20 protein-coding genes, 1 tRNA gene and 1 pseudogene are annotated in these 22,268 nt (G+C 40.8%); 13 read left to right on the top strand and 9 right to left on the bottom strand.

Going from position 1 to position 22,268, the window contains the following annotated elements:
• Positions 1-82 precede the first annotated feature (82 nt).
• Entirely contained in the window at positions 83-1,705 is a 1,623-nt protein-coding gene (locus NPUN_RS06930) for a serine/threonine protein kinase (RefSeq protein WP_234711057.1), read from the top strand.
• A gap of 95 nt (positions 1,706-1,800) precedes the next feature.
• Positions 1,801-2,685 (top strand): annotated as a pseudogene (locus tag NPUN_RS06925) (serine/threonine protein kinase); the annotation flags it as partial.
• A 70-nt stretch (positions 2,686-2,755) separates the two neighbouring features.
• On the opposite strand, the gene NPUN_RS06920 reads toward NPUN_RS06925, so the two are convergent.
• Positions 2,756-3,778, bottom strand: a complete 1,023-nt coding sequence (locus tag NPUN_RS06920; protein WP_012408090.1) for an IS4 family transposase — start codon at positions 3,776-3,778, stop codon at positions 2,756-2,758.
• Between the two features lie 203 nt (positions 3,779-3,981).
• Here NPUN_RS06920 and NPUN_RS06910 point away from each other — a divergent pair, with 203 nt between their 5' ends.
• The 9 genes from NPUN_RS06910 (at position 3,982) to NPUN_RS06875 (ending at position 13,445) form a co-directional block, all read left to right on the top strand.
• Positions 3,982-4,515 carry a hypothetical protein gene (locus NPUN_RS06910; RefSeq protein ID WP_052304557.1) on the top strand — a complete coding sequence of 178 codons (534 nt, stop codon included), beginning with the start codon at positions 3,982-3,984 and terminating at the stop codon, positions 4,513-4,515.
• A 111-nt stretch (positions 4,516-4,626) separates the two neighbouring features.
• Positions 4,627-4,700 (top strand) — tRNA-Asp (locus NPUN_RS06905).
• A gap of 133 nt (positions 4,701-4,833) precedes the next feature.
• A complete protein-coding gene (gltX, locus tag NPUN_RS06900) occupies positions 4,834-6,279 on the top strand; it encodes a glutamate--tRNA ligase (protein WP_041565245.1) in 1,446 nt (481 codons plus the stop codon).
• A 223-nt stretch (positions 6,280-6,502) separates the two neighbouring features.
• A complete protein-coding gene (locus NPUN_RS06895) occupies positions 6,503-6,997 on the top strand; it encodes a hypothetical protein (RefSeq protein ID WP_012408088.1) in 495 nt (164 codons plus the stop codon).
• A 372-nt stretch (positions 6,998-7,369) separates the two neighbouring features.
• Positions 7,370-9,256 (top strand): ATP-dependent zinc metalloprotease FtsH2, encoded by a 1,887-nt coding sequence (gene ftsH2, locus NPUN_RS06890; RefSeq protein WP_012408087.1) that lies wholly within the window; start codon positions 7,370-7,372, stop codon positions 9,254-9,256.
• Between the two features lie 131 nt (positions 9,257-9,387).
• A complete protein-coding gene (locus NPUN_RS06885) occupies positions 9,388-11,484 on the top strand; it encodes a site-2 protease family protein (protein WP_012408086.1) in 2,097 nt (698 codons plus the stop codon).
• A gap of 91 nt (positions 11,485-11,575) precedes the next feature.
• The gene (locus NPUN_RS43020; RefSeq protein ID WP_012408085.1) at positions 11,576-11,758 is read left to right on the top strand and encodes an ADP-ribosylglycohydrolase family protein; all 183 of its coding nucleotides are present in this window, start codon (positions 11,576-11,578) and stop codon (positions 11,756-11,758) included.
• 3 nt (positions 11,759-11,761) lie between these two features.
• The gene (locus tag NPUN_RS43015) at positions 11,762-12,835 is read left to right on the top strand and encodes an ADP-ribosylglycohydrolase family protein (protein ID WP_012408084.1); all 1,074 of its coding nucleotides are present in this window, start codon (positions 11,762-11,764) and stop codon (positions 12,833-12,835) included.
• A 64-nt stretch (positions 12,836-12,899) separates the two neighbouring features.
• Positions 12,900-13,445, top strand: coding sequence for a hypothetical protein (locus tag NPUN_RS06875; protein WP_041565959.1), 546 nt, complete (start codon positions 12,900-12,902; stop codon positions 13,443-13,445).
• 173 nt (positions 13,446-13,618) lie between these two features.
• Here NPUN_RS06875 and NPUN_RS06870 read toward each other — a convergent pair whose 3' ends face one another.
• The gene (locus tag NPUN_RS06870) at positions 13,619-14,929 is read right to left on the bottom strand and encodes an aminopeptidase P N-terminal domain-containing protein (RefSeq protein ID WP_012408082.1); all 1,311 of its coding nucleotides are present in this window, start codon (positions 14,927-14,929) and stop codon (positions 13,619-13,621) included.
• Positions 14,930-15,234: 305 nt separating this feature from the next.
• Between NPUN_RS06870 and NPUN_RS40420 the strand changes: the two genes are divergently transcribed.
• On the top strand, positions 15,235-15,423 hold the full coding sequence (locus tag NPUN_RS40420) for an NUDIX hydrolase (RefSeq protein ID WP_148220260.1): 189 nt from the start codon (positions 15,235-15,237) through the stop codon (positions 15,421-15,423).
• 686 nt (positions 15,424-16,109) lie between these two features.
• Positions 16,110-17,333: an FG-GAP repeat domain-containing protein gene (locus NPUN_RS06865; RefSeq protein WP_012408081.1), complete on the top strand. Its 1,224-nt coding sequence runs from the start codon at positions 16,110-16,112 to the stop codon at positions 17,331-17,333.
• 106 nt (positions 17,334-17,439) lie between these two features.
• Here the strand turns inward: NPUN_RS06865 and NPUN_RS06860 are convergent, their stop codons facing one another.
• The 7 genes from NPUN_RS06860 to NPUN_RS41630 form a co-directional block, all read right to left on the bottom strand.
• On the bottom strand, positions 17,440-18,207 hold the full coding sequence (locus NPUN_RS06860; protein WP_012408080.1) for an MBL fold metallo-hydrolase: 768 nt from the start codon (positions 18,205-18,207) through the stop codon (positions 17,440-17,442).
• A 3-nt stretch (positions 18,208-18,210) separates the two neighbouring features.
• Positions 18,211-18,810 carry an anthranilate synthase component II gene (locus tag NPUN_RS06855; RefSeq protein WP_012408079.1) on the bottom strand — a complete coding sequence of 200 codons (600 nt, stop codon included), beginning with the start codon at positions 18,808-18,810 and terminating at the stop codon, positions 18,211-18,213.
• 224 nt (positions 18,811-19,034) lie between these two features.
• Positions 19,035-19,490, bottom strand: coding sequence for a diacylglycerol kinase family protein (locus NPUN_RS06850; RefSeq protein ID WP_012408078.1), 456 nt, complete (start codon positions 19,488-19,490; stop codon positions 19,035-19,037).
• Between the two features lie 145 nt (positions 19,491-19,635).
• A complete protein-coding gene (gene ybeY, locus NPUN_RS06845) occupies positions 19,636-20,169 on the bottom strand; it encodes an rRNA maturation RNase YbeY (protein WP_041565958.1) in 534 nt (177 codons plus the stop codon).
• Positions 20,170-20,213: 44 nt separating this feature from the next.
• Positions 20,214-20,369 carry a DUF3285 domain-containing protein gene (locus NPUN_RS38615; RefSeq protein WP_012408076.1) on the bottom strand — a complete coding sequence of 52 codons (156 nt, stop codon included), beginning with the start codon at positions 20,367-20,369 and terminating at the stop codon, positions 20,214-20,216.
• Positions 20,370-20,758: 389 nt separating this feature from the next.
• Positions 20,759-21,881, bottom strand: a protein-coding gene (gene prfB, locus NPUN_RS06840; protein WP_148220259.1) for a peptide chain release factor 2 whose coding sequence is annotated in 2 segments (ribosomal slippage) — positions 20,759-21,808 and positions 21,810-21,881 — 1,122 coding nt in all. Because the reading frame shifts where the segments join, the coding sequence is not laid out codon by codon here.
• Between the two features lie 140 nt (positions 21,882-22,021).
• Positions 22,022-22,174 (bottom strand): hypothetical protein, encoded by a 153-nt coding sequence (locus tag NPUN_RS41630; RefSeq protein ID WP_167315585.1) that lies wholly within the window; start codon positions 22,172-22,174, stop codon positions 22,022-22,024.
• Between the last annotated feature and the right edge of the window lie 94 nt (positions 22,175-22,268).

Genomic DNA, 22,268 nt, shown 5'->3' with positions numbered 1-22,268 from the left:
CTGATATTTTTAGATTTAAATTTAGTACTTAACTAGACTGATTAAACTAATTTGCCAAAAGTATTTTTCATAAATGATTTTTATGCCACAAAAAAAAATTGAGAATATGGTAGGGCAAAAAGCAGAATTAGACGATTATATCGGACAATTTTTAAATAATCGCTATTTAATCAGAGATTTGATCGGCAAAGGGGGGATGGGGAGAGTTTATTTAGCAGAAGATACTGCTAAAGGTGGTATGCCGATCGCAATCAAAATTTTATCACTCAGTTTGGCGAATCAGCAAATGTCCCAACGCTTTGCCAGAGAGATTTTTATTGGCGCTCAATTGGGTCGTAAAAGTAAACATATTGTCCGCATCTTAAGTTATGGCGTTACTGAGGATAAAACCCCCTACTATGTAATGGAATACCTCCAAGGAAAAAATCTCAAACAAATTCTCAAAATTCAGCCTTTAACAATATCAAAATTTTTGGAGATTTGTAATCAAATTTGTTTAGGCTTACAATGTGCCCATCAAGGTATCAGCCTCAAAGGAGAGATTTATCCCATTGTTCATAGAGATATAAAACCCGAAAATATATTCCTTAGTGAAGATAGTAAAGAAAGAGAAATTGTTAAAATACTCGATTTTGGCATCGCCAAATTTTTAACAGAACGAAGTGGGATGACCCTGACAGATTCTTTTATTGGCAGTTTACCTTACTGTTCTCCAGAACACATGGAAGGGCGCAAATTGCTAGATGTGCGCTCTGATATTTACAGTTTGGGAGTATTAATGTTTGAGATGCTAACAGGAAAACATCCATTTCAGACAAAAAGTAACTCTTTTGGTACTTGGTATCAAGCGCATCGCTTTCAAATGCCACCTACACTTGAAGAAGTTAATCCGCAAGTTAAAGTACCGCAGGTATTAGAAAAACTGTTGATGAGTTGTTTAGCGAAAGAAGTAAGCGATCGCCCACAAAATATAAACCAAATATTAGAAGATTTAGAAAAAGTTAATAGCCAGATTAATGATGTTCTTCTTAACAATAGCAGTGACATTCTTAAAGTCTCACTTCCAGTTAAATTAGTACCTGCCACTTTCTTGTCAGAACAAGAGTGTTTGCAGAAAAATTGGCCTAAGAACAAACCAATTGCACCAATTGGTTTTCCCCATTTATTACAAACTCCTCAAAGACCTATACCAACTTTTTGGGCAATGTTGCCCAAACAAGAGATTGCAAAATTTTTGAATAAAGTACACAGCACTGAATTTATTAGTAAAATTAATGTATATCCGATGCTGTTGTGGGTAACAGTCTTATACGATGCCCAGCCTTCTATGACTAAGTGGCTACCTTATTTTCTAGATTTGAAAGATAATAAAGGGCAGAATATAGCGCGTAGTTTAGCAGAGGTAGGCTACTATCATCTACTATTTTTTCCCCTAGAAGAGCCAAACCGTTGCTCTCATGTAACAACCTTAAGTCTCACAGCGAATCAGCGTCAGCAACTTGTAGACTGGTTAGATATAAGCCAACGTACAAATGAATTAATTTTGTCTAATCAAGCTAAAAATCTTCTAAAAACAGAGTATGAAAAACTAAAATTAGACATTTTGCAAAAGTTAGCGGCAGATCATAAAGCTGAGAAAGAAGGGTTAAAAACTTGGATGGATAAATTCTTGGAGATGTTTTTTAAACTTTTATCGCGTTCTTAAAAGTGCGTGATTAAAATGCTTGCTACCATTACTTAATTATATTCTTATGTGTGTATTATTAACTTTAAATAGACTCAGCAGCAGAGGTGAATAAAGTGAATAAAAGCCCATTTACATCTCCAAGTAGTACGGGCTTACTTGCCAATCGTTACCAACTGAAGCAATTAATTGGTAGCGGTGGCATGGGTGAAGTTTTCTTAGCAAATGATATTTTGTTAGGAGGTATACCAGTTGCTATCAAGTTTTTAACTCAGACTGTTGTCGATAGCAAGATGCAACAAGACTTTGCTCGTGAAGCTTTAATGAGTGCAGCTTTGAGTCAAAAGAGCTTACACATAGTGCGGGCGTATGATTATGGCGTGAATGAGAAAGGAAAACCATATTACGTTATGGAATATCTATGTGGTAAGAGTTTAAAAGACTTAATTCCGCTATCATTGTCGATGTTTTTGACTCTTTCCCGCCAAATTTGTTTGGGCTTACAGTGTGCCCATCAAGGCATTAATATTGACGGTAAAATTTGTCCGTTGGTTCATAGAGATATTAAGCCTGCCAATATATTAGTTATTCCCGATCCGATATTAGGTCAGTTAGTTAAAATCCTCGATTTTGGGATTGCTAGATTTTTAAATTATGCATCAACAGCTAGTACAAGCAGGGGATTTAATGGCACTTTACCCTATTGTTCTCCAGAACAGCTAGATGGAGAGAAGTTAGACAGTCGCTCTGATATTTATAGCCTGGGTGTGATGATGTTTGAAATGCTCACAGGCAAAAAACCTTGGGAACCAGAAACTGATTACTTTGGTGCTTGGTATAAAGCACATCACTTTGAAGAACCCAAAACGATCGCAGATGTTAAACCAACTCTGAAAATTCCTCAGAAGCTAAATAATTTAATCATGTCTTGTCTGGCAAAAAAATCTTGCGATCGCCCCCAAAATATCGCTCAAATTTTACAAGTGTTAAATAGCTTAGAACCAGAAATGTTGAATGCTGATACAAAAGTTTACATATCTAGTTACACTAACTCTAAAAAGCCTAAAATAGTCAACATGACATCATCTCTTCAAACCAATGAACATAACTTATTTTCTGACACATACAAGATTGTAAATAGCGGAATTTATCTAATAGCGTATGTCCCCATTGTTGTGGTACAGATAATATCTGTAAAATTAGATAAGCTATTAAAGTAACGTAAATTTGTATGGTGATACCATTAACATTTTTAGTAATTAACTTGTCAAGTTTTAAGTGCATTTTCAAAAACTTCCACAACAATTCAACTCCCCAACGCAATCGATAAATATCCCTGATTTCATAATCACTAACGGCAGCCTCTCCTAATGTTGGTAAATTGGTTACTAATCGAAACTCAGTTTTCGTTTCTAAATCACAAAAATTAATCACTCTATAGGCTTGAGCATCATTAGATGCACCAACTTTAATTAATCCAGTTTGCTCCTCAAATTCTAACTTCCAATTGTTTTTTACCCGCAAAACAAAGTATTTGTTTTCTTGGACTAATTCTTGGATAAATTTTAATCCAGCAAAACCTCTATCCATTACACCAACAGCATTATTTGGTAGACTAGACATCATTTTACAACCAAATTTATAGTCATGGTCATGTCCAAAGTTTATGAAGTTATCTGATGGACTTCCAGTAGCTAAATTTAGAGAACTGAAAAGTTTTACTTGATGGTGTCCTAGTACCCATAACAATTTACTTGTGAGAGTAATAATTGTTGAATCTATTGGACAAATTGCATATTTATCATGTAACTTTTTTTGAACTTTCTTCTGTACTAATTCATTTAATTTTTGGTAAATTTCTTGAAAAGGTTTTTGACTTCGATGTAAGTTTGCTTTAGAGAAAGTAGAAATATCTACCGGAAATCCTGTGTTGTTTAATCTGTTAAATAAATCTCGCATACTTGTTAAGCTGTTATCCATAGCATAAGATAACCAGCACTCAAAGAACAGACGACTGTTCAATACTGGATAATCGTTTTTTGGCAGTCCTCTCAAGATATCTTTGACAATCTTGGGAAATGAATTTATAATCACTATTAAATAGATATACTTTAATCTTCCGCCCAAAATTTAACATATTTTGGGCTGTTTTTATCGGATTTTTCTTAACATTCAACACTTTTGGCTTAGAACAATCTAATTCTACCAGTTTACCAACAATATCCTCTAATCCCATCCTTAGCCGTCCCCTAGATTCTGGATTACCAATTGCAGTAGAAAAAAGCTGCCGAAAACTTTTGTGGCCTCAAAATAAACCAATTCAAGAAATTGTTTTTCCCCAGCTTATAGATACTGCACAAGAATCTATGACCGCACTATGGTTGATGTTGCCTAAACAAGAAATCAAAAACTATGCTCTTTCTACCCGTTACAACCAGTTTATCTTCATCACATCCCCTCACCCAATGCTGTTGTGGGTAACTGTACTCTACGATCGGCAATTGGCTCCTAAGTGGCTACCGTGCTACTTAGATATGCAAAATCCCCAAAATCTGAAGATGCTAGGTTTCCTGGCTGAAAATGAACACTATCCTTTGATTTTCTTTACTCTGGAAGCACCACATTCCTGCACCAACGTCCTTAGCAGTCGCATCGAGCCAACTCAGCGACAAATCCTGAAAACCTGGGTGCAACAAACTCATAGCCTACCACCAGCTTCTCAACCCCAAGTCAGCAAACAGCTATTAAAACAGCAGTATAAACAAATGCAATCCCGGATATTGCAGCATTTAGAATCTAAGCCCCAGGTTGTATTATCAAGGTCTATTTAACGATAAATTCGCACCTTCAAGAGACGGGACAAAAATAATTTCTAATTTCCCATTCCAAAATGCTTGACAAGCAGAAAAAAAATAGTGATAATAGCAAAGTTGACCAAACAAGGGACTGTAGTTCAATTGGTTAGAGCACCGCCCTGTCACGGCGGAAGTTGCGGGTTCGAGCCCCGTCAGTCCCGTTCTAAATTTATAAGTAATGAATCACCGAAGTTCGGTGATTTTTGATTTGGAATTCCCCAAAAGGATTGACCCAGAATTGGGGGTTTGAATATAAGCTACATTTATCATGCTTTGCGAAAGAGAGAATTAACTGTGACTGTCAGAGTCCGTATTGCGCCGAGTCCAACCGGAAATTTACATATTGGTACAGCTAGAACGGCTGTATTTAACTGGTTATTTGCCCGTCACCACGGCGGGAAATTTATATTGCGAATAGAAGATACAGACCTAGAGCGATCGCGTCCCGAATACACCGACAATATTCTTGAAGGATTGCGCTGGCTAGGACTGAACTGGGATGAAGGGCCGTTTTTTCAATCTCAGCGCCTGGATCTTTATAAAGAAGCAGTACAAAAACTGCTAGATCAAGGATTAGCCTATCGCTGCTACACCACCAGCGAAGAATTAGAAGCGCTAAGAGAAGCTCAGAAAGCTAGAGGCGAAGCTCCCCGCTATGACAACCGTCACCGCAACCTAACACCAGAACAACGTGCCGCTTATGAAGCAGAAGGTCGTTCTTATGTGATTCGCTTCAAAATCGAAGATGGGCGGGAAATTGTCTGGAACGACCTAGTAAGGGGAAAAATGTCTTGGCGAGGTAGCGATTTAGGTGGTGATATGGTCATCGCCCGCGCCTCAGAAGAGGGTAGCGGTCAACCACTATACAATTTTGTCGTTGTAGTGGATGACATTGATATGCAAATCACTCATGTCATTCGCGGAGAAGACCACATCGCCAATACCGCCAAGCAAATTCTGCTGTATGAAGCAATGGGTGCAAAAATTCCAGAGTTCTCCCATACGCCATTAATTTTGAACATGGAAGGGCGCAAGCTTTCTAAGCGGGATGGTGTCACTTCCATTTCTGAATTTCAGAAAATGGGCTTTACTGCTGAAGGCTTGGTAAATTACATGACATTGCTGGGTTGGTCGCCACCAGACTCGACGCAAGAAATATTTACTTTAGAAACAGCAGCTAAAGAGTTTGGCTTTGAGCGTGTAAATAAAGCAGGTGCAAAGTTTGACTGGGACAAGCTAGATTGGTTGAACAGTCAGTATATCCACAATACGCCAGTAGATAAACTCACAGATTTACTCATACCCTTTTGGGAAGCGGCTGGGTATAAATTTGATGGTGGAAGAGATCGCGCCTGGTTAGAACAGCTTGTAACTTTAATTAGCCAAAGTTTGACTCGTTTAGTAGATGCAGTACCTCAAAGCCAACTGTTTTTTAGCGATACAGTTGAATTTAGCGAAGAAGGCAGTACACAACTGAAACAAGAAGGTTCTACTGCTGTTCTTGAGGCGATTGTCACAGCTTTAGAAAATCAGCCGCAACTGTCGGAAGCCGCCGCCCAGGACATTATCAAACAAGTGGTGAAAGAGCAAAAAGTCAAAAAAGGCTTAGTAATGCGATCGCTCCGAGCAGCCTTAACTGGAGATGTTCATGGCCCCGACCTCATTCAATCTTGGTTACTACTAAATCAGATTGGTTTAGACAAATCGCGTTTGAGCCGGGCAATAACAGAAGCTAATTAGCAATTACTTCCAGATTTTAGAAATATTTTAGATTTTAGGGGCGCACAAACGTGTGCCCCTATTCATAAGGTAGAGCAACTATAAGAACAACAAATCATTGACTAATTACTAATGAATTATCCCCAATTTCAAATCTAAAATAGGTAGTCAATTCTCCCCACATTGGGAACTTGGTGTGTAAAATTCATGTCTTCAAAACCACTTAGAAGCGAACGTAATTACAATGCCAACAAAAGCGCTCAATAGAGGGATGAGATTATCGTTGATGATAGTTACGCTCTTCATCACATCGACAGTTAACGCTGTGACTGATGCTCAGGAAGCGCCAACGATATTTGGAGATGTAACTATTAGTCCCCAGTTTTCGCCAGACCCCCTGACAGTTCGCGGGATGAGTGGTGGTTCAATATCTGGGAGTAAAGTAGGTGGGAGAACTGAAACAGCCACTGGCCCTTGTACTGGATTTGTTGATGAAACACCAGACCACACATTAGCGTTAACAGGTAAATTCGACTACCTAAAGTTGCAAGTCCAAAGTCCTGAAGACACCACCATAATTATCAAGGGGCCAGGTGGTACTTGGTGTAATGACGATTTTGATGGCAAAAATGCCGGCATTGTTGGTGAATGGCTGGCTGGAAGTTACCAAGTTTGGGTTGGTTCCTACAAACAAGGTAAATATCTTCCTTACACTCTCAAAATTACAGAAGTTAAGTAGGGAATTGGGAATTGGGAATGGGGCATTGGGCATGGGGCATAGGGGAAAAAACTTGTTAAATAATTCTCCCCCTGCTCCCTCTGCTCCCCCATCTCCCCCATCTCTCCTATGTCACGGGTTGGAACAACATGAGCTTGCATTCCGTTGCGCTCCCTTTTCTCGTGCGATTTTGTATTAAAATTAAGTTAACTTTGATTAAGATTCTTGTTGGCATCGCCATAATGCTCTAATTGCCTTATGACAGTGCATATAAGAGATCAAATTAAACAAAATGGATTTATAAACATCCGTTTAACAGCTTAAAGTGACAGAGTGATGAATACTCGGTTACTAGAGCTAATGAATTGTATAGGCATCTAGAGGCAAATTAACATGAAATTCTCTTGGAAAGTCGTAGTACTCTGGACATTGCCGGCTTTGGTAATTGGCTTTTTCTTCTGGCAAGGGGCCTTTGCAGGCGCTCCTACTGACATGAGCAAGAATGCAGCTAATACCCGCATGACTTATGGCCGCTTTCTAGAATACTTGGACGGCGATCGCGTCAGCAGTGTTGATCTCTACGAAGGCGGTAGGACAGCTATTATCGAAGCCCGCGATCCAGACATCGAAAATCGCATCCAAAGGTGGCGAGTGGATTTGCCTGTTAACGCTCCTGAGTTAATCAGCAAGCTCAAAGAAAAAGATATTAGTTTTGATGCTCACCCCATGCGGAATGATGGCGCAATCTGGGGATTGTTGGGCAATCTCGTGTTTCCAGTTTTATTGATTACTGGGTTGTTCTTTTTGTTCCGGCGTTCTAGCAACCTTCCCGGCGGGCCAGGTCAAGCGATGAACTTCGGCAAATCTAAGGCGCGTTTCCAAATGGAGGCGAAAACCGGGGTTAAATTTGATGACGTAGCAGGTATTGAAGAAGCTAAGGAAGAACTACAAGAAGTCGTCACCTTCTTGAAACAGCCAGAAAGATTTACTGCTGTAGGCGCACGGATTCCCAAGGGAGTGCTATTAGTTGGGCCTCCTGGAACTGGTAAAACTTTATTAGCAAAAGCGATCGCAGGTGAAGCAGGCGTACCTTTCTTCAGTATTTCCGGTTCGGAATTTGTAGAAATGTTCGTTGGTGTGGGTGCATCCCGCGTCCGCGATTTGTTCAAGAAAGCTAAAGACAACGCCCCTTGTATTATCTTCATTGATGAAATTGACGCAGTAGGACGGCAACGGGGCGCTGGTATCGGTGGCGGTAACGACGAGAGAGAGCAAACCCTCAACCAGTTGCTCACTGAAATGGACGGGTTTGAAGGTAACACAGGCATTATTATTATTGCTGCTACCAACCGTCCCGACGTACTAGACTCAGCTTTGTTACGTCCCGGTCGCTTTGACCGACAAGTAACAGTTGATGCACCCGATATTAAAGGGCGTTTGGAAATCTTGGAAGTCCATTCACGCAACAAGAAACTAGACCCTAGCGTATCTTTAGATGCGATCGCTCGCCGCACTCCTGGATTCACTGGTGCTGATTTAGCTAACTTGCTCAACGAAGCGGCAATTTTGACTGCTAGAAGACGTAAAGAAGCGATCACCCTCCGCGAAATTGATGATGCGGTAGATCGGGTAGTCGCTGGGATGGAAGGTACTCCTTTGGTGGATAGCAAGAGCAAGCGCTTAATTGCATACCACGAAATTGGACACGCTTTAGTTGGCACTTTATTAAAAGACCATGACCCAGTGCAGAAAGTTACCTTAATCCCACGGGGACAAGCACAGGGTTTAACTTGGTTTACTCCCAACGAAGAACAAGGATTAATTTCTCGTTCTCAGTTAAAAGCCAGAATTACTGGTGCTTTGGGCGGTCGCGCTGCTGAAGAGGTAATTTTTGGGGCTGCGGAAGTTACCACTGGCGCTGGTGGAGACTTGCAGCAGTTATCGGGAATGGCGCGGCAGATGGTGACTCGGTTCGGGATGTCCGACTTAGGGCCACTGTCGTTGGAAAGCCAGCAGGGTGAAGTATTCTTGGGTCGTGACTGGACAACCCGATCTGAGTATTCCGAATCTATCGCTTCCCGCATTGATGGACAAGTCCGAGCGATCGTGGAAGAATGCTACGACAATGCCAAGAAGATTGTCCGCGATCATCGCACTGTCACCGATCGCTTAGTCGATTTGCTCATTGAAAAAGAAACCATTGACGGCGAAGAATTCCGCCAAATTGTGGCTGAGTACGCTGAAGTCCCTGAGAAACAGCAGTACGTACCGCAACTGTAACAAGTTTTCTAAAATCACTGAAATGGGTATGGTCAAAAGGCTATACCCATTTTTATTTTAGGTATTTGCAATCTAAGCTATTTTATATAGTGTCAGGGAATACTAAGCATAGTTAAAAACTATATATTGCTATGCAATACCTAATCTACCCGATCGCAATTTACGTTCTACTGACTGTTATTCGCTATCTCATTCTCTTTTTACTACTTTGCAAGTCTCATATTCAATATCCCAAGTACCAGATTACAAAGGCTGATACAGTTCCTATTTATTTAAAAGATTTATTTCAAACTCCCATTAAAGAACTAGAGAAATTCGGCTTTCTTCCATGCAGCTATTTGCAATATCAACCAATCACCAAAGCCTATGAGCAAACAAATTGGGAACTTCTTTTATATCACAAAGCACTCAAAAGCTATGCCACAGTAGTTATTCGTCGTTTAGCCGAACCTGTCAATTTATTCGATATAGAGTTTTATACCTTTTTTAAAGATAGAACTTTATTGCTGACTGTCAACGGCAAACAGCATGGACTTATAGGTGAGTTTCCTAACACTATTGTTCAGGATGTTTATACCAGCAAAGTATCAGTACAATGGCAGACTCATCAAGATTGTCTCAAACAATTAACTACCAGCAAAACAGCTTGTGGTTTATCACCAGAGTCTTTTGCACAAGCACTACAGATACAGATGAGTGGCTATGTTAGTAACTTAGCCAAGACGGGAAAAATATCACCAATCAAGGGAACAGAGTTATTTCAGATACATTGGCTAACAGTCCTGCGATCGCTTAACCCAATGACGCAGGGTAACAAGAAAGCAGCAAATATCATCAAGCAACGCAGACAACAAGCCAAAACTGATTCCAGCATTTTACAAGAAATCCCTATAGAACTGGAAGTAGAGGGATTTAAACAAATGCAATATACCGAAACTGGTCTGGTGGGTAAAAAATTTCGTAGTTGGCTTTTGTTGGGTAGTTTAGGGTTGTTTATCGCCAGTTATACAAGTTTTCTTACTCCACAAAGTGTGGTGATTTTCATCGCTGTACTGTTTTTCCATGAAGGCGGACATTTATTGGCGATGAAACTGTTTGGCTATCGTGATACCTCTGTTTTATTCGTACCGTTTTTAGGCGCTTTAGCAACTGCCCGTAAAGATGACGCTACACTCACCCAAAAATTTTGGATATCTTTAGCAGGGCCATTACCAGGGTTAATTTTGGGGATTGGCTTGGCGATCCTTGCACCTTTTAGCAGTGGTTATCCTGATTGGGTACAAAAAACAAGTTGGACGCTGATATTTCTAAACTTGTTTAATCTACTCCCGATTTATCCTCTCGATGGAGGACAAATTGCTGATTTACTGCTGTTTTCCCGTTTCCCTTACATTGGTGTTTTATTTAAAGTCTTTGGTGTGATTATCTTAGGATTTCTAGGAAAAGATAGACCAATGATGTTGTTATTTGCGATGTTGATCGCTATGGGCATCCCTAATAGCTTTCGCAGCGCTAAAATTAATCAGAAATTTCAAAAAGAACTACGACTAAATCCACCCATAGATCAGGAAAATATTCTGCATTTCATATTTAAGTATCTGAAGCAACTCGGATATGGAAATTTGCCTTTCAGTAAAAGATACACCTTAGTAAAGGGATTGATTCAACAGCAGTACGAATCCCGTAGTAAATGGAAAACTAGAGTTTTTCTATTAGTTATATACTGTGTAACCTTGTTAGGTGGAATGGTAGGCATTCTGCAAGCTATGGCTCCTAGCTGGGTAAATTTATTGACTTATTACTCTCAAAATTCTCAGCAAAGACTTGAGCAGAGTAGAAAAAATAGACAACAACAAATTGAGCTTACAACTGCTGCTTTACGTGCAAATCCCAATGATGTTAATGCTTATATCAAGCGATCGCGGGCGCGTTTGGGACTGCATGACTACAAAGGCGCATTAGCAGATTACGAGCAAATTATCCGCTTAAAACCTCAAGATATTCAAACTCGCTTCATCCGCGCCAGACTTCGTTCTCAATTAAAAGATTACAAAGGTGCGATCGCTGATGCTAACTATGTAATTCAGCTAAATCCTAAACAACCACAAGCATATATGCTACGTAGTGAAATTCGCCGTCACTTGGGAGATAATCAAGGAGCGATCGCAGACACACAAACAGCAAGTAATCTTTTTAAAGAAGCTATGGATGAGGAAGACCCTAGTTGATAAAAACCAACACAACAGGCTAGGAGTTCATAATATCCTATAAATTACACTTGTAAGATATTAGTTAAGATAAAGAATTTATTAATGACTTATGTCAACAACTAACGATCTTCGCCTGCTTCGCGCTCAATCCTCCCTTGAAGGTTTATCAGTGGGTGATGCTTTTGGAGAGCGATTTTTTCTGCATCCAGATGTGGTGGAAAGTCTGATTGTTAGCCGTGCTATCCCTGCATCACCTTGGTACTACACTGACGATACCCAGATGGCGCTCTAAATTGTGTCAACTCTCCAAGAATACGGGGAAATTAACCAAGATTATCTGGCACAAAGCTTTGCCAAACAATACGATAGCCAACGGGGTTATGGTGCAGCGATGCACAGGCTGTTAACGCAAATATGCAATGGCGAATCTTGGCAGAAATTGGCAAGTAGTCTGTTCAACGGACAAGGTTCTTATGGAAATGGAGCAGCAATGCGCGTTGCACCGATAGGGGCGTTCTTTGCCGAAGATTTGGATTTAGTTGTCAAGCAAGCACAAGCCAGCGCCGAAATCACTCACACTCATCCAGAAGCGATCGCAGATGCAATTGCCGTAGCAGTTGCTGCTGCTTGGGCGTGGAGACTCAAAGATTCTTTACCCAGCAAAGAAGATTTTCTCAACCTTGTCTTACCTTATGTTCCAGAAAGTGAGGTAAGTGCAAAAATTCATCAGGCTGTGAATTTGTCGGAAAACACATCAGTGCAATTAGCAGCGGCAATCTTAGGAAATGGCACTCATGTCTCAGCACAAGATACAGTCCCCTTTGCACTATGGTGTGCTGCCCAACATCTTGACAACTACGAAGAAGCTCTGTGGTTAACTGTAAGTGGCTTGGGAGATAGAGATACTACTTGTGCGATCGCGGGTGGTATTGTGGCGGTATCTACAGGTGTAGAAGGTATTCCCACGGCATGGGTGCAAGCACGAGAACCTTTGCCCAAGGGCGATCGAGAAACAATCACTCTTTTCCGTCCCACTGGGCCAAAAGAACTGGCTTTGATTAAAGAAAGTGGCGATAGTGAATTTCCTCCACGATTACCTGAACAGCCTATTTTCTACCCGGTACTTAACGAAGAATACGCCGCACAAATTGCCCGTAACTGGAATGCGGCAAGTACTGACACAGGATATATCGGCTATGTGACACGTTTTCAGGTGCGTGCAGAGTTTTTAAGCCGCTACTCCGTAAAAACTGTAGGCGGTTCCATACATCAGGAATATTGGATACCTGCGGAAGATTTACCTGAATTCAACCGTAATATCGTTGGTTTGATCGAAGTAATAGCAGAATTTCGCCAATCAACAACTTGAAAATCCGAAACTGGCAGCATAGATGCTGTATATAAATATCTACCCGCTTTTATTTCCACAATTTATGAATAATAAAGCTAAATTATTGACTCTTGCTTCCTTAACGTTGGCAGTTTCTTTTCTAAGTGTCAGTACAGTTGTAGCACAGGCGAAACTGACAAATAAATCGAAATTGTCCATCAATGGTATCGGAGAGGTAAAAGTTGGGATGACTGTTTCCCAAGCGGCAAAAGCTGCTGGTACTAAGCTAGCGGGAGATTCGCCGAATAACAGTTGCTACTATGTTAAGCCACAAAACGAACCCAAAAATCTTTTATTTATGGTTACAAAAGGTCGCATTTCTAGAGTAGATGTGCGGCAGAATACCCAAATTACTACCCTTAAAGGTGGAAAAATTGGCGACACCGAAGCGCAAATCAAGTCTCTCTACCCGGGACAAATTAAAGTCACACCTCATAAATATGTCCAAGGCGGACACTACTTGACATTTATCCCGAAAGACCGTTCTAATCAGAATTATCGTGTGGTATTCGAGACTGACGGTAAGCGTGTCACTCAGTTTCGCTCAGGTAAACTACCAGAAGTTGAATTTGTTGAGGGTTGTTCTTGATTTAATAACTTTCTGTTATTGCTTTTAGTGCCAAAAGTAACGATCGCTATGATTTTGTCAAACCTACGACCTGTGTAATATTTTTTAATTCCGTCAAATTCACGTCTTTAAAGTTTAACTATGATTTTTTAGCTTAAATTATCTTAGGGATGGTACATGCCATCCCCATTTTTTTATCTTTCCACTTCATTCACTGCCTTGGGAACTCCCGCAGTTAATACTTCATGTCCATCAGGTGTAACTAACACATCATCCTCAATGCGAATACCAATGCCAACCCATCGAGGATCGGTCTCTGGTTGGTCTTCTGCTAGTTTCGTGTCAGGCACAATATATAATCCCGGTTCCACTGTCAGAATTTGGCCTGGTTGTAAAATCTGCGGTTTGTCTTGACCGTGCTGGTAAACTCCCACATCATGAACATCCAAACCTAACCAATGACTGGTGCGGTGCATATAATATGGCTTATATTTCTCTTCTTCAATTAACTTATCAATTTCACCTTTGAGAATGCCAAGTTCAACTAAACCTTCAGTGATAACGCGCACTGCTGTATCGTGAACTAATTTGAAGGGATTACCTGGTTTTACTTGAGCGATCGCTTGTTTTTGCGCCTCCAATACAATCTCATACAGCATCTTTTGTTCTGGCGTAAATTTACCCCCAATAGGAAATGTCCGCGTAATATCCGAGTTGTAATAACCGTAAGCACAACCGGCATCAATTAGCAGTAATTCTCCATTCTGCATTTGACGATTATTTTCGATGTAGTGAAGTACGCAAGCATTCACGCCAGAAGCCACAATCGAAGGATAAGCTGGCCCCATCCCACCCCGGACTCGAAAGATCCGTTCCATCTCCGCCTGAATTTCGTACTCATAACGTCCGGGTGCGGCGATTTCTTGGGCGTAATTGTGTGCTTCCGTGGCGATCGCAACCGCTTGACGCATTAACCCCAACTCAGCTTCACTTTTAATAAGTCTCATGCTGTTGAGAACAGGGCCAGTATCTTCAATAGCGATCGGGCCAGTACCGCGCTTAGGGTAAGTCCGTAGTAAACTTTGGTAATGTTTGAGAATTTGATCGTTAAAATTGCGATCGCGTCCTAAGTGATAGTAAATGCGGCTGGCTTTTTCCAAATACTGCGGCAACTTTTCATCTAACTCGCTAATGGGGTACGCTTCATCAGCACCATAAATTTCCTTGGCTGCATCTACCCCACAAAGATAACCAGTCCATACTTCTTTTTCGCGATCCTTCGGTTGGACAAACAGCACAAACCGATGTTCTGAATGATGCGGCGCTAACACTGCTACTGCCTGTGGTTCATTAAAACCAGTCAGGTAGAAGAAATCACTGTCTTGGCGATAAACATACTCGACATCGTTGTGCATCACTGCCATTGGCGCACTGCGAAAAATGGCTGTGCCATCACCAATTTTTGCCATTAACTGCTCACGACGCTGCCGATATTCTGCTTGCATAGCTGATGTTTTTATGAAAATATTGTATTATTTTACACCTCTAGCAACTGGTAGATGCACAGTTCAGGCCTCTTAACAGTTGCTAATCTAAGTTATTCTAACCAATATTTGTTTCCACTCAAGCCATAAATCGTTAGAGAATAATCAATTATCTTGAAATACTCAGGTTTCCTAATTTTGAAATAACTCGCAAATATTGTTTTTATCGAATAATTGAGTATATTCATAAAAAATAAATTATTTTTAACGCCTTATTCCATATCAATCTTGGTAGTTAATAAATTCCACAACACGCTGTAAAGAATATGTCTGCTCAACCCACAGCAATAAAAGCGATCGCTTACGTGGTTAATAAAGATGAATTCGTGGTATTTATATATACTAATTTTTCCGAAGCTGGCGTGCAAGTATCTTCTAGTACAGTTGAAAGACTAAGCAGCTATCTGAAGCTATTCCACAAAATAAAAAATAGTAGTGGTTCCGTAAACAATTGATAAATTTACCATAAAAGAAGGCAATGTTACACAAATCATTAGAAACCATGTAGCGATTATTTCTATTTTAGCGTATTTGTTACTTTGTAATAAATACGAATGTTACTTTATAAAGCTAATTTTGAAAGTTTGTATTAAACATTTGATTACTTAAAAATAAGGACTAAATTCCTTACTGTGAACTTATTTAGCAATGAATCGAAGCTTGAAAGGCTACTATAGGAAGCCGCTTTGATTTTTGTTCGCACAGCGTGGCGTAGCCATAATGAGCAGGCAAGAGGCAATAGTCAAGAAAGCTTTTTGAGTTGTACAGAGTTATTTGAGGCAATCAAATATTAGTCCTATAGTGTAGTGTGAATACTTTTTGTCTGGCTAATGAACCGTTAAAAATATAAGTATAATTTTGAGAAAATTTTTTAATGTCAAAGAAAACAGATAAAGCTTTATTGCTTTATCTGTAAACCATTATATACAGAAAGAACAAAAAGAATTTTACAATTGCTTATATAGGACTTGAAATTTTTATAGTTATCATTTAAAACAAATATTTATCTTCAAGCAATGACATTAATAAACAAAAAATAGTTATAAAGAAATCTGGAAAACCTAGAAAATGTTATTTTGTTACAGAAAGTGGCTTCAAAAACAAGTTAAAAAAATATGACAACCAATCATAAAAACACACCATGTTTGGAAATCAAAATACTTCAAAAACTTTGAATGCACAATGGACGCAAACTTCCGAAAAAATACAAGCATTATCATCTCCTCTTGATAGCGTAACTCCTCTAAGTTCTGATTCGTTTTTGGGAAGTAAGAGTTCCTACCAACCACAACAATCTGCGGTGGTGTCAGCAAATCCTAATCCTAATCCTTACTTAACCAGTGCGGCGATTGTTCCTGACTTCAACGGTGATGGTAAAACAGATAAAGTTTGGGTCGATTCTACAACTGGTGAAATTGTCATTCGGTTGATGGATGGCACAAAAGTTGTCGAACAGGGTTCTTTGGGTCAATTTGACCTATCCGCCTATGATTACAAAATTGCTGATTTCAATGCTGATGGTAAAACCGACTTCTTATTACGCAATAAGACAACCGGTGAGAACAGCATTGTGCTGATGGATGGAACTAGAGTTGGTTCTGCGGCTGCTCTATCTAGCGTTGATCCAGCCTGGAGTCCTCAGATTGGGGATTTCAACGGCGATCGCAAAACCGATATCTTCTGGCATAATGCTACAACCGGTGAGAACGCTATTTGGGAGATGGATGGCACCACAGTTGTGAATGCAACTGTTCTAGACACTACAGACACAGCTCTAACTCCTACCATTGTTGATTTCGATGGCAATGGCAAGAGCGATATTTTCTGGCGCAATGCGACAACTGGCGATAACAGCGCTTGGTTTATGGATGGTGCCCAAAAGACTGAATTTGCGCTGCAATCCCAAGATGCAGCCTGGACTGCTAGCGTTGGTGATTTCAACGGCGATTTAAGCACTGACATTCTGTGGAGAAACGCTCAAACAGGTGAGAACAAGGTTTGGACGATGAGAGGCATCTTAGTCACAGAAGGCGCTTTGGGAACACTTGACTCATCTTGGACTTCCAAAATTGGTGATTTCAACGGTGATGGTAAGACCGATATTTTCTGGCACAATGGAACCACAGGTGCGAACACCGCTTGGTTGATGGATGGTACAACAGTTGCGACTGAAGCTTTCTTACCAGCTAATAACGCGGCCTTAACACCATCCCTTGGTGATTTCAACGGCGACGGTAAGACCGATATCTACTGGCGCGATCAGACTGCAGGTTCAGACAACATTTGGACTATAGATGGAACAACAGCCGTTGAGAATCCCATCAGCGATGCAGATAAGCTTGGCCCACAGTGGTATACATTCTAAAAGCTAGGAGTTATGAGTAGAGACGCGATCAATCGCGTCTCTAGAGGAGTTAGGAATTATTTCTCCTCATCTCCCCCTGCTCCCTTATCCCCTCATTTCCTACTCCTCAAAACTTGTAAGTCAAAACCTGAATTTCACCCTTTTCTGGCAATTTACTAGGGCTAATGGAAATACTATCTCCATTACTACGCCGCACTGTCGTACCTTGCATTAAGGTCAAAAAATCATCAAGTGGTGAAATATCACACTTAGCAGCATCAGCCGCTTGTGTCCGGTAATGGGTCGGAATCACCAGCTTGGGATTTAATACTTGAATAGCCTGCTTTGCTTCTTGAGCATTGTAGGCTTTTGCACTGCCTCCCACTGGAATAAATAGTACATCGGGTCGTCCCATCAAGATTTTTTGCTCGATGGAAATAGGTGCAGCGGCTCCCCCTAAGTGTAAGATATTAATCCCGCCTTGCTTCCAACTCCAAGCAGTATTTGAGCCAAATTGCTTACCACCTTTGCGATCGTGGTCTATGGCAATTCCTTGGAACTTAATACCTTTAAACTCATAAACTCCTGGTTCGTAGATGAGTTTTGCATTTCCCGGTAGTACGTCTACCGCACCTTCATCCAGCAATTGACTGCTAATCAGTACCAAATCTGCTGCAACTTTTGGTAGTCGATATTTAGCAGTACAGCCAACCGTCCGAAATGGATTGACGAGAATTTTTGCACCACCACCAGTAAAAAGAAAGCAAGTATGACCCAACCACTGAACTGATAAACCGCTAGATTGTGCGTCAGCTTGAGATTTAGAACCCAAGGTAGTAACTAAAGCTGTGGCCAACCCCGCCCCAGCATAGCCCATCAACTGTCGTCGTTTCATTAATTATGCTCTTGACTGTAACTGTTCGAGAAAATTTCGTAATAACTGTTTTCCTGAAGATGTCAGGACACTCTCTGGGTGAAACTGGACACCCTGAATGTGAGGATAGTTCCGGTGTCGCACTCCCATGATGGTGTTATCTTCAACCCAAGCGGTGATTTCTAACACATCTGGGCAAGTCTCACGTTCGATTACCAAACTATGATACCTAGTGGCGATGAGAGGATTTTCTAATCCCCGAAAAACCCCCACCCCAGTGTGAGATACCTGAGAGGTTTTGCCATGCATCAACTCTGGAGCAGGAATTATTTTACCACCGAATACTTGACCGATGCTTTGATGTCCCAAACAGACACCCAAAATTGGCAACTCTTGTCCTAGCTGTTCAATCAATTCTAAGGATATACCCGCATCTTCCGGGCGGCCAGGCCCAGGAGAAATCACTACGGCTTCCGGCTTTAATGCCCGAATCTCATCTATGGATATCTTGTCGTTACGAAAAACTTTAATATCATCTGCTACTGAGAATTCTGCTGCCAATTCTCCCAGATATTGCACTAAGTTATATGTAAAACTGTCGTAATTGTCGATAACTATAATCAAAGCTCATCACTCCTGGTTTTTAGCTCTCATCAGATTACTGATACTATATTGTTCGCTAGATATAAAAATAACGCTAACGTAGACACATAAATATGAAGCGGCTACTTTATAACAAGCCACTTCTTAAATTTTTAATTTCTTATAATGTGAATTGAGTAGAGTCCGATCCTCTTACCAAGTCACTTGGCGATGCCTAGGTTGGGCTACGCCTACGCAAATCATATTTATAAAGCGGATATAATTAACCTTACCAGAGGAGGGAGCAATAGCGTACCAGCTACCAGCACCGCTACCAAAGCAGAGACAAGAACTGCACCAGCCGCACAATCTTTAGCAATTTTTGCTAATTCATGATATGTCTGCTTAACGGTTAAGTCCACAAGAGACTCGATCGCTGTATTTAGTAACTCTAATGCCAAAACTAAACCACTAGTTATACCAATTACCGCTATTTCTACAGCTTGCAGGTGCAAAAATACGCTTAAACCGATAGCTAAAGCACAAACGCTTACGTGGATGCGAAAATTACGTTGAGTTTGAAAACTATAGCTGATTCCAGCCCAGGCATATTTAAAACTAACAAATAAATTAGAGGCTACTTTCCAGGAAAATTCCCGTTCGTTAGACACCAGTGTTTGTAACGAGGTAGGCGTTGGTGATGAAGAAATTTTTGGGGACATAGACTTAAAAATACAAAAATAGAGTTGCTACAGTGGGAATATTCGCCGATCTTAATGGCAGAATTAACTTTGAGGCAATCTTTAAGCAAATTTGCACAGAAGTATTATAAAAGTATTACCCAAAATTAACATTAAGAACACATAACTACTGCCATTCCATGTCAATAGCAATACCTATTGCGTTCAGCAATCTTACTTGCTGTTTTAACATTCGCCCCAAACTTTCTTCATCAGGATGATCCCAGCCCAACAGGTGTAATAAACCGTGAGATGCTAACCAAGCTAGTTCAGTTGGTAAGCTATGTTCCTGCTGTTTAGCTTGACGCTGTGCTGTATCTACAGACACGATAATATCACCTAAGTATAATGGTACAGACGCAAGCATTTCTTTGCTTTGCGGAAAATCCACTTCTAAAGCAGCAAAAGCTAAAACGTCTGTAGGCTTATTTTGTTGACGATACTGAGCATTCAGTTCTTGAATTTGCGAGTCATCTGTCAAACACAGCCCAATTTCATAACTTGGCGCTGGCGGAATTTGAGGTTGGAGTATTTCTAACCAGTGATTAAACCAATTTTCCCAAGTTTCAGAAGGAATTCGAGTATCCGTATCCTCAATTTTTACAGATGTTGTCGGGGACAAATCGTAAAAAGAATCCTCCACATATAGTTCAACGCTCAGGGGCACATAGTCTCCTTGTCTGAGGTTTACGGTTTGTAGTTTCGTTAGTGAGTTAAGTAAGCAAGACCAACAAGGAGAGCTAAAAGCCCTACGGCTGTCAACGCAAAATGCTTTAGGGAAGTTGCACCCTTCCGTACCATGTTTCGCATGGCAAGTTTTACGTAGCTAGGTTGAGGTTCTGTTGAAGGAGAGTTGCTCATAGTTATTTGTCTACAGACTCTTTTATAACTGTAACAGTTGGTCTGGGATAGAATGGCGATCGCCTGTATATTGCTAAGGAATTCCTCTGAAAACGCCCCAACAAGACCAATTCTTTGTGAAGCTGCACAAAATCAACCTAGGTAATACTTGGGGCAAAATCACCTTTTTCTATGCGACCTCACAGATAATCGGTATAAAAGGGAATGCTGTGCGATGTCTACGATGGTCACTGAGCGCAGCCGTACCACTTCGTGGAAGCAAGCTACGCGGAGCGTCTCGTAGAGAAGTGCGGGCTACGCCTATGCACCAATCTGAAATCCTCAAAAATAAATAACAAGTGCTAAGTAATATTACAAATAATTAGTTAGCGCTTATAAATCATCCCAAATTATGAGTTAGTGTTTTCTACTAATTTGTTTTCTTGACGCAAATAAGCTTGAATGAATGGATCGAGTTCGCCATTCATCACATCGCCAATCGCCGTTGTTTCTGTATTTGTACGTAAATCTTTCACCATTTGGTAAGGGTGAAACACATAGTTACGGATTTGGTTTCCCCAGGAGGCTTCCACCATATCGCCACGAATCTCGGCAATTTCTTGGGCGCGTTGCTCTTTGGCGATGACCAACAGCTTTGCTTTGAGACGATTTAGGGCTTTTTCTTTATTTTGCAACTGCGATCGCTCTTCTGTACAGCGCACGGCAAGACCAGTAGGAATGTGAACAATCCGCACCGCAGTTTCTACTTTGTTGACGTTTTGCCCACCTTTACCACCAGAACGAGTTGTGGTGATTTCCAAATCCTTATCTGGAATCTCCAATTGCACAGAGTTATCAATCTGCGGCATCACTTCCACCCCTGCAAAACTGGTTTGTCGTTTGCCGTTGGCATTAAAAGGTGAAATCCGCACTAAGCGATGTGTACCCATCTCTGAACGCAAGTAACCATAGGCATAGCGACCAGTAATTTCTAGGGTTGCCGATTTAATTCCGGCTTCATCACCCTCCGACTCTTCAGCTAAAGTTACCTTATAGCCGTGAGCTTCGCCCCAACGGGTGTACATCCGCATCAGCATAAATGCCCAGTCCTGAGCATCTGTGCCACCAGCACCAGCACTAATCGTCAGTACAGCGCCTTCCGCATCATAGGGGCCGGAAAGTAACTGTTGTAACTCCCACTGATCCAGATCACGATTCAGTTTAGTGATGGTAGATTCTGCTTCTTGGAGTAGTGCCTCATCGGTTTCTAACTCCAACAATTCAACAACTGCCTTAGTATCTTCGAGATTGGCGTGCCAGCGATCGTATTGCTGGAGGTGGGCTTTCAGGTCGTTGAGTTCTTGTAGCGTTTGTTGGGCTTGGGTTTGGTTATCCCAAAATTCTGGTTGAGCTGATATTTTTTCGAGGTCTTGAATTTTGGCTGCCAGTGCAGGTACGTCAAAGATAGTCCTGGGTTTTACCCAGGCGGCCAGACAACGTTTCGATTTCGCGTTTGAGTTCTAAGACATCCATAATGCTTGCTGTAATGATAGATAGAGCGCTTGGGATTGAGAAATCGCTCTTTATTCTACTTGTATCTATTAATTTTAGCTGTAGTTGGGCAATTTCTCTTTGCGCCATTTGTATTAAGTTACAAAAATTACTTGGAATTATCAAGCGCTTCTTTGCCCACTGAAGTAGTGTAATTTAGCTGTTGCAGATAGGCTTTCTTTGATAAAAAAATCAATTTTACCGTCTAATACCTCTGTTGCAGCAGTTGTTTCTACATTGGTACGTAAATCTTTGACGTTGGTATAAGGATGCAAGATGTATTCACGGATAAGCTTGCTGGATACAGGTTTTATCTGTCGGGGTTGAATTTTGTCAAAAAACCGTGGTTGCTAAAAATTTAACCACGGT

This window comes from Nostoc punctiforme PCC 73102 (genome assembly GCF_000020025.1).
In the GTDB taxonomy this organism is placed as follows: Bacteria; Cyanobacteriota; Cyanobacteriia; order Cyanobacteriales; family Nostocaceae; genus Nostoc; species Nostoc punctiforme.
This window is presented reverse-complemented; position numbering and strand designations above follow the sequence as displayed.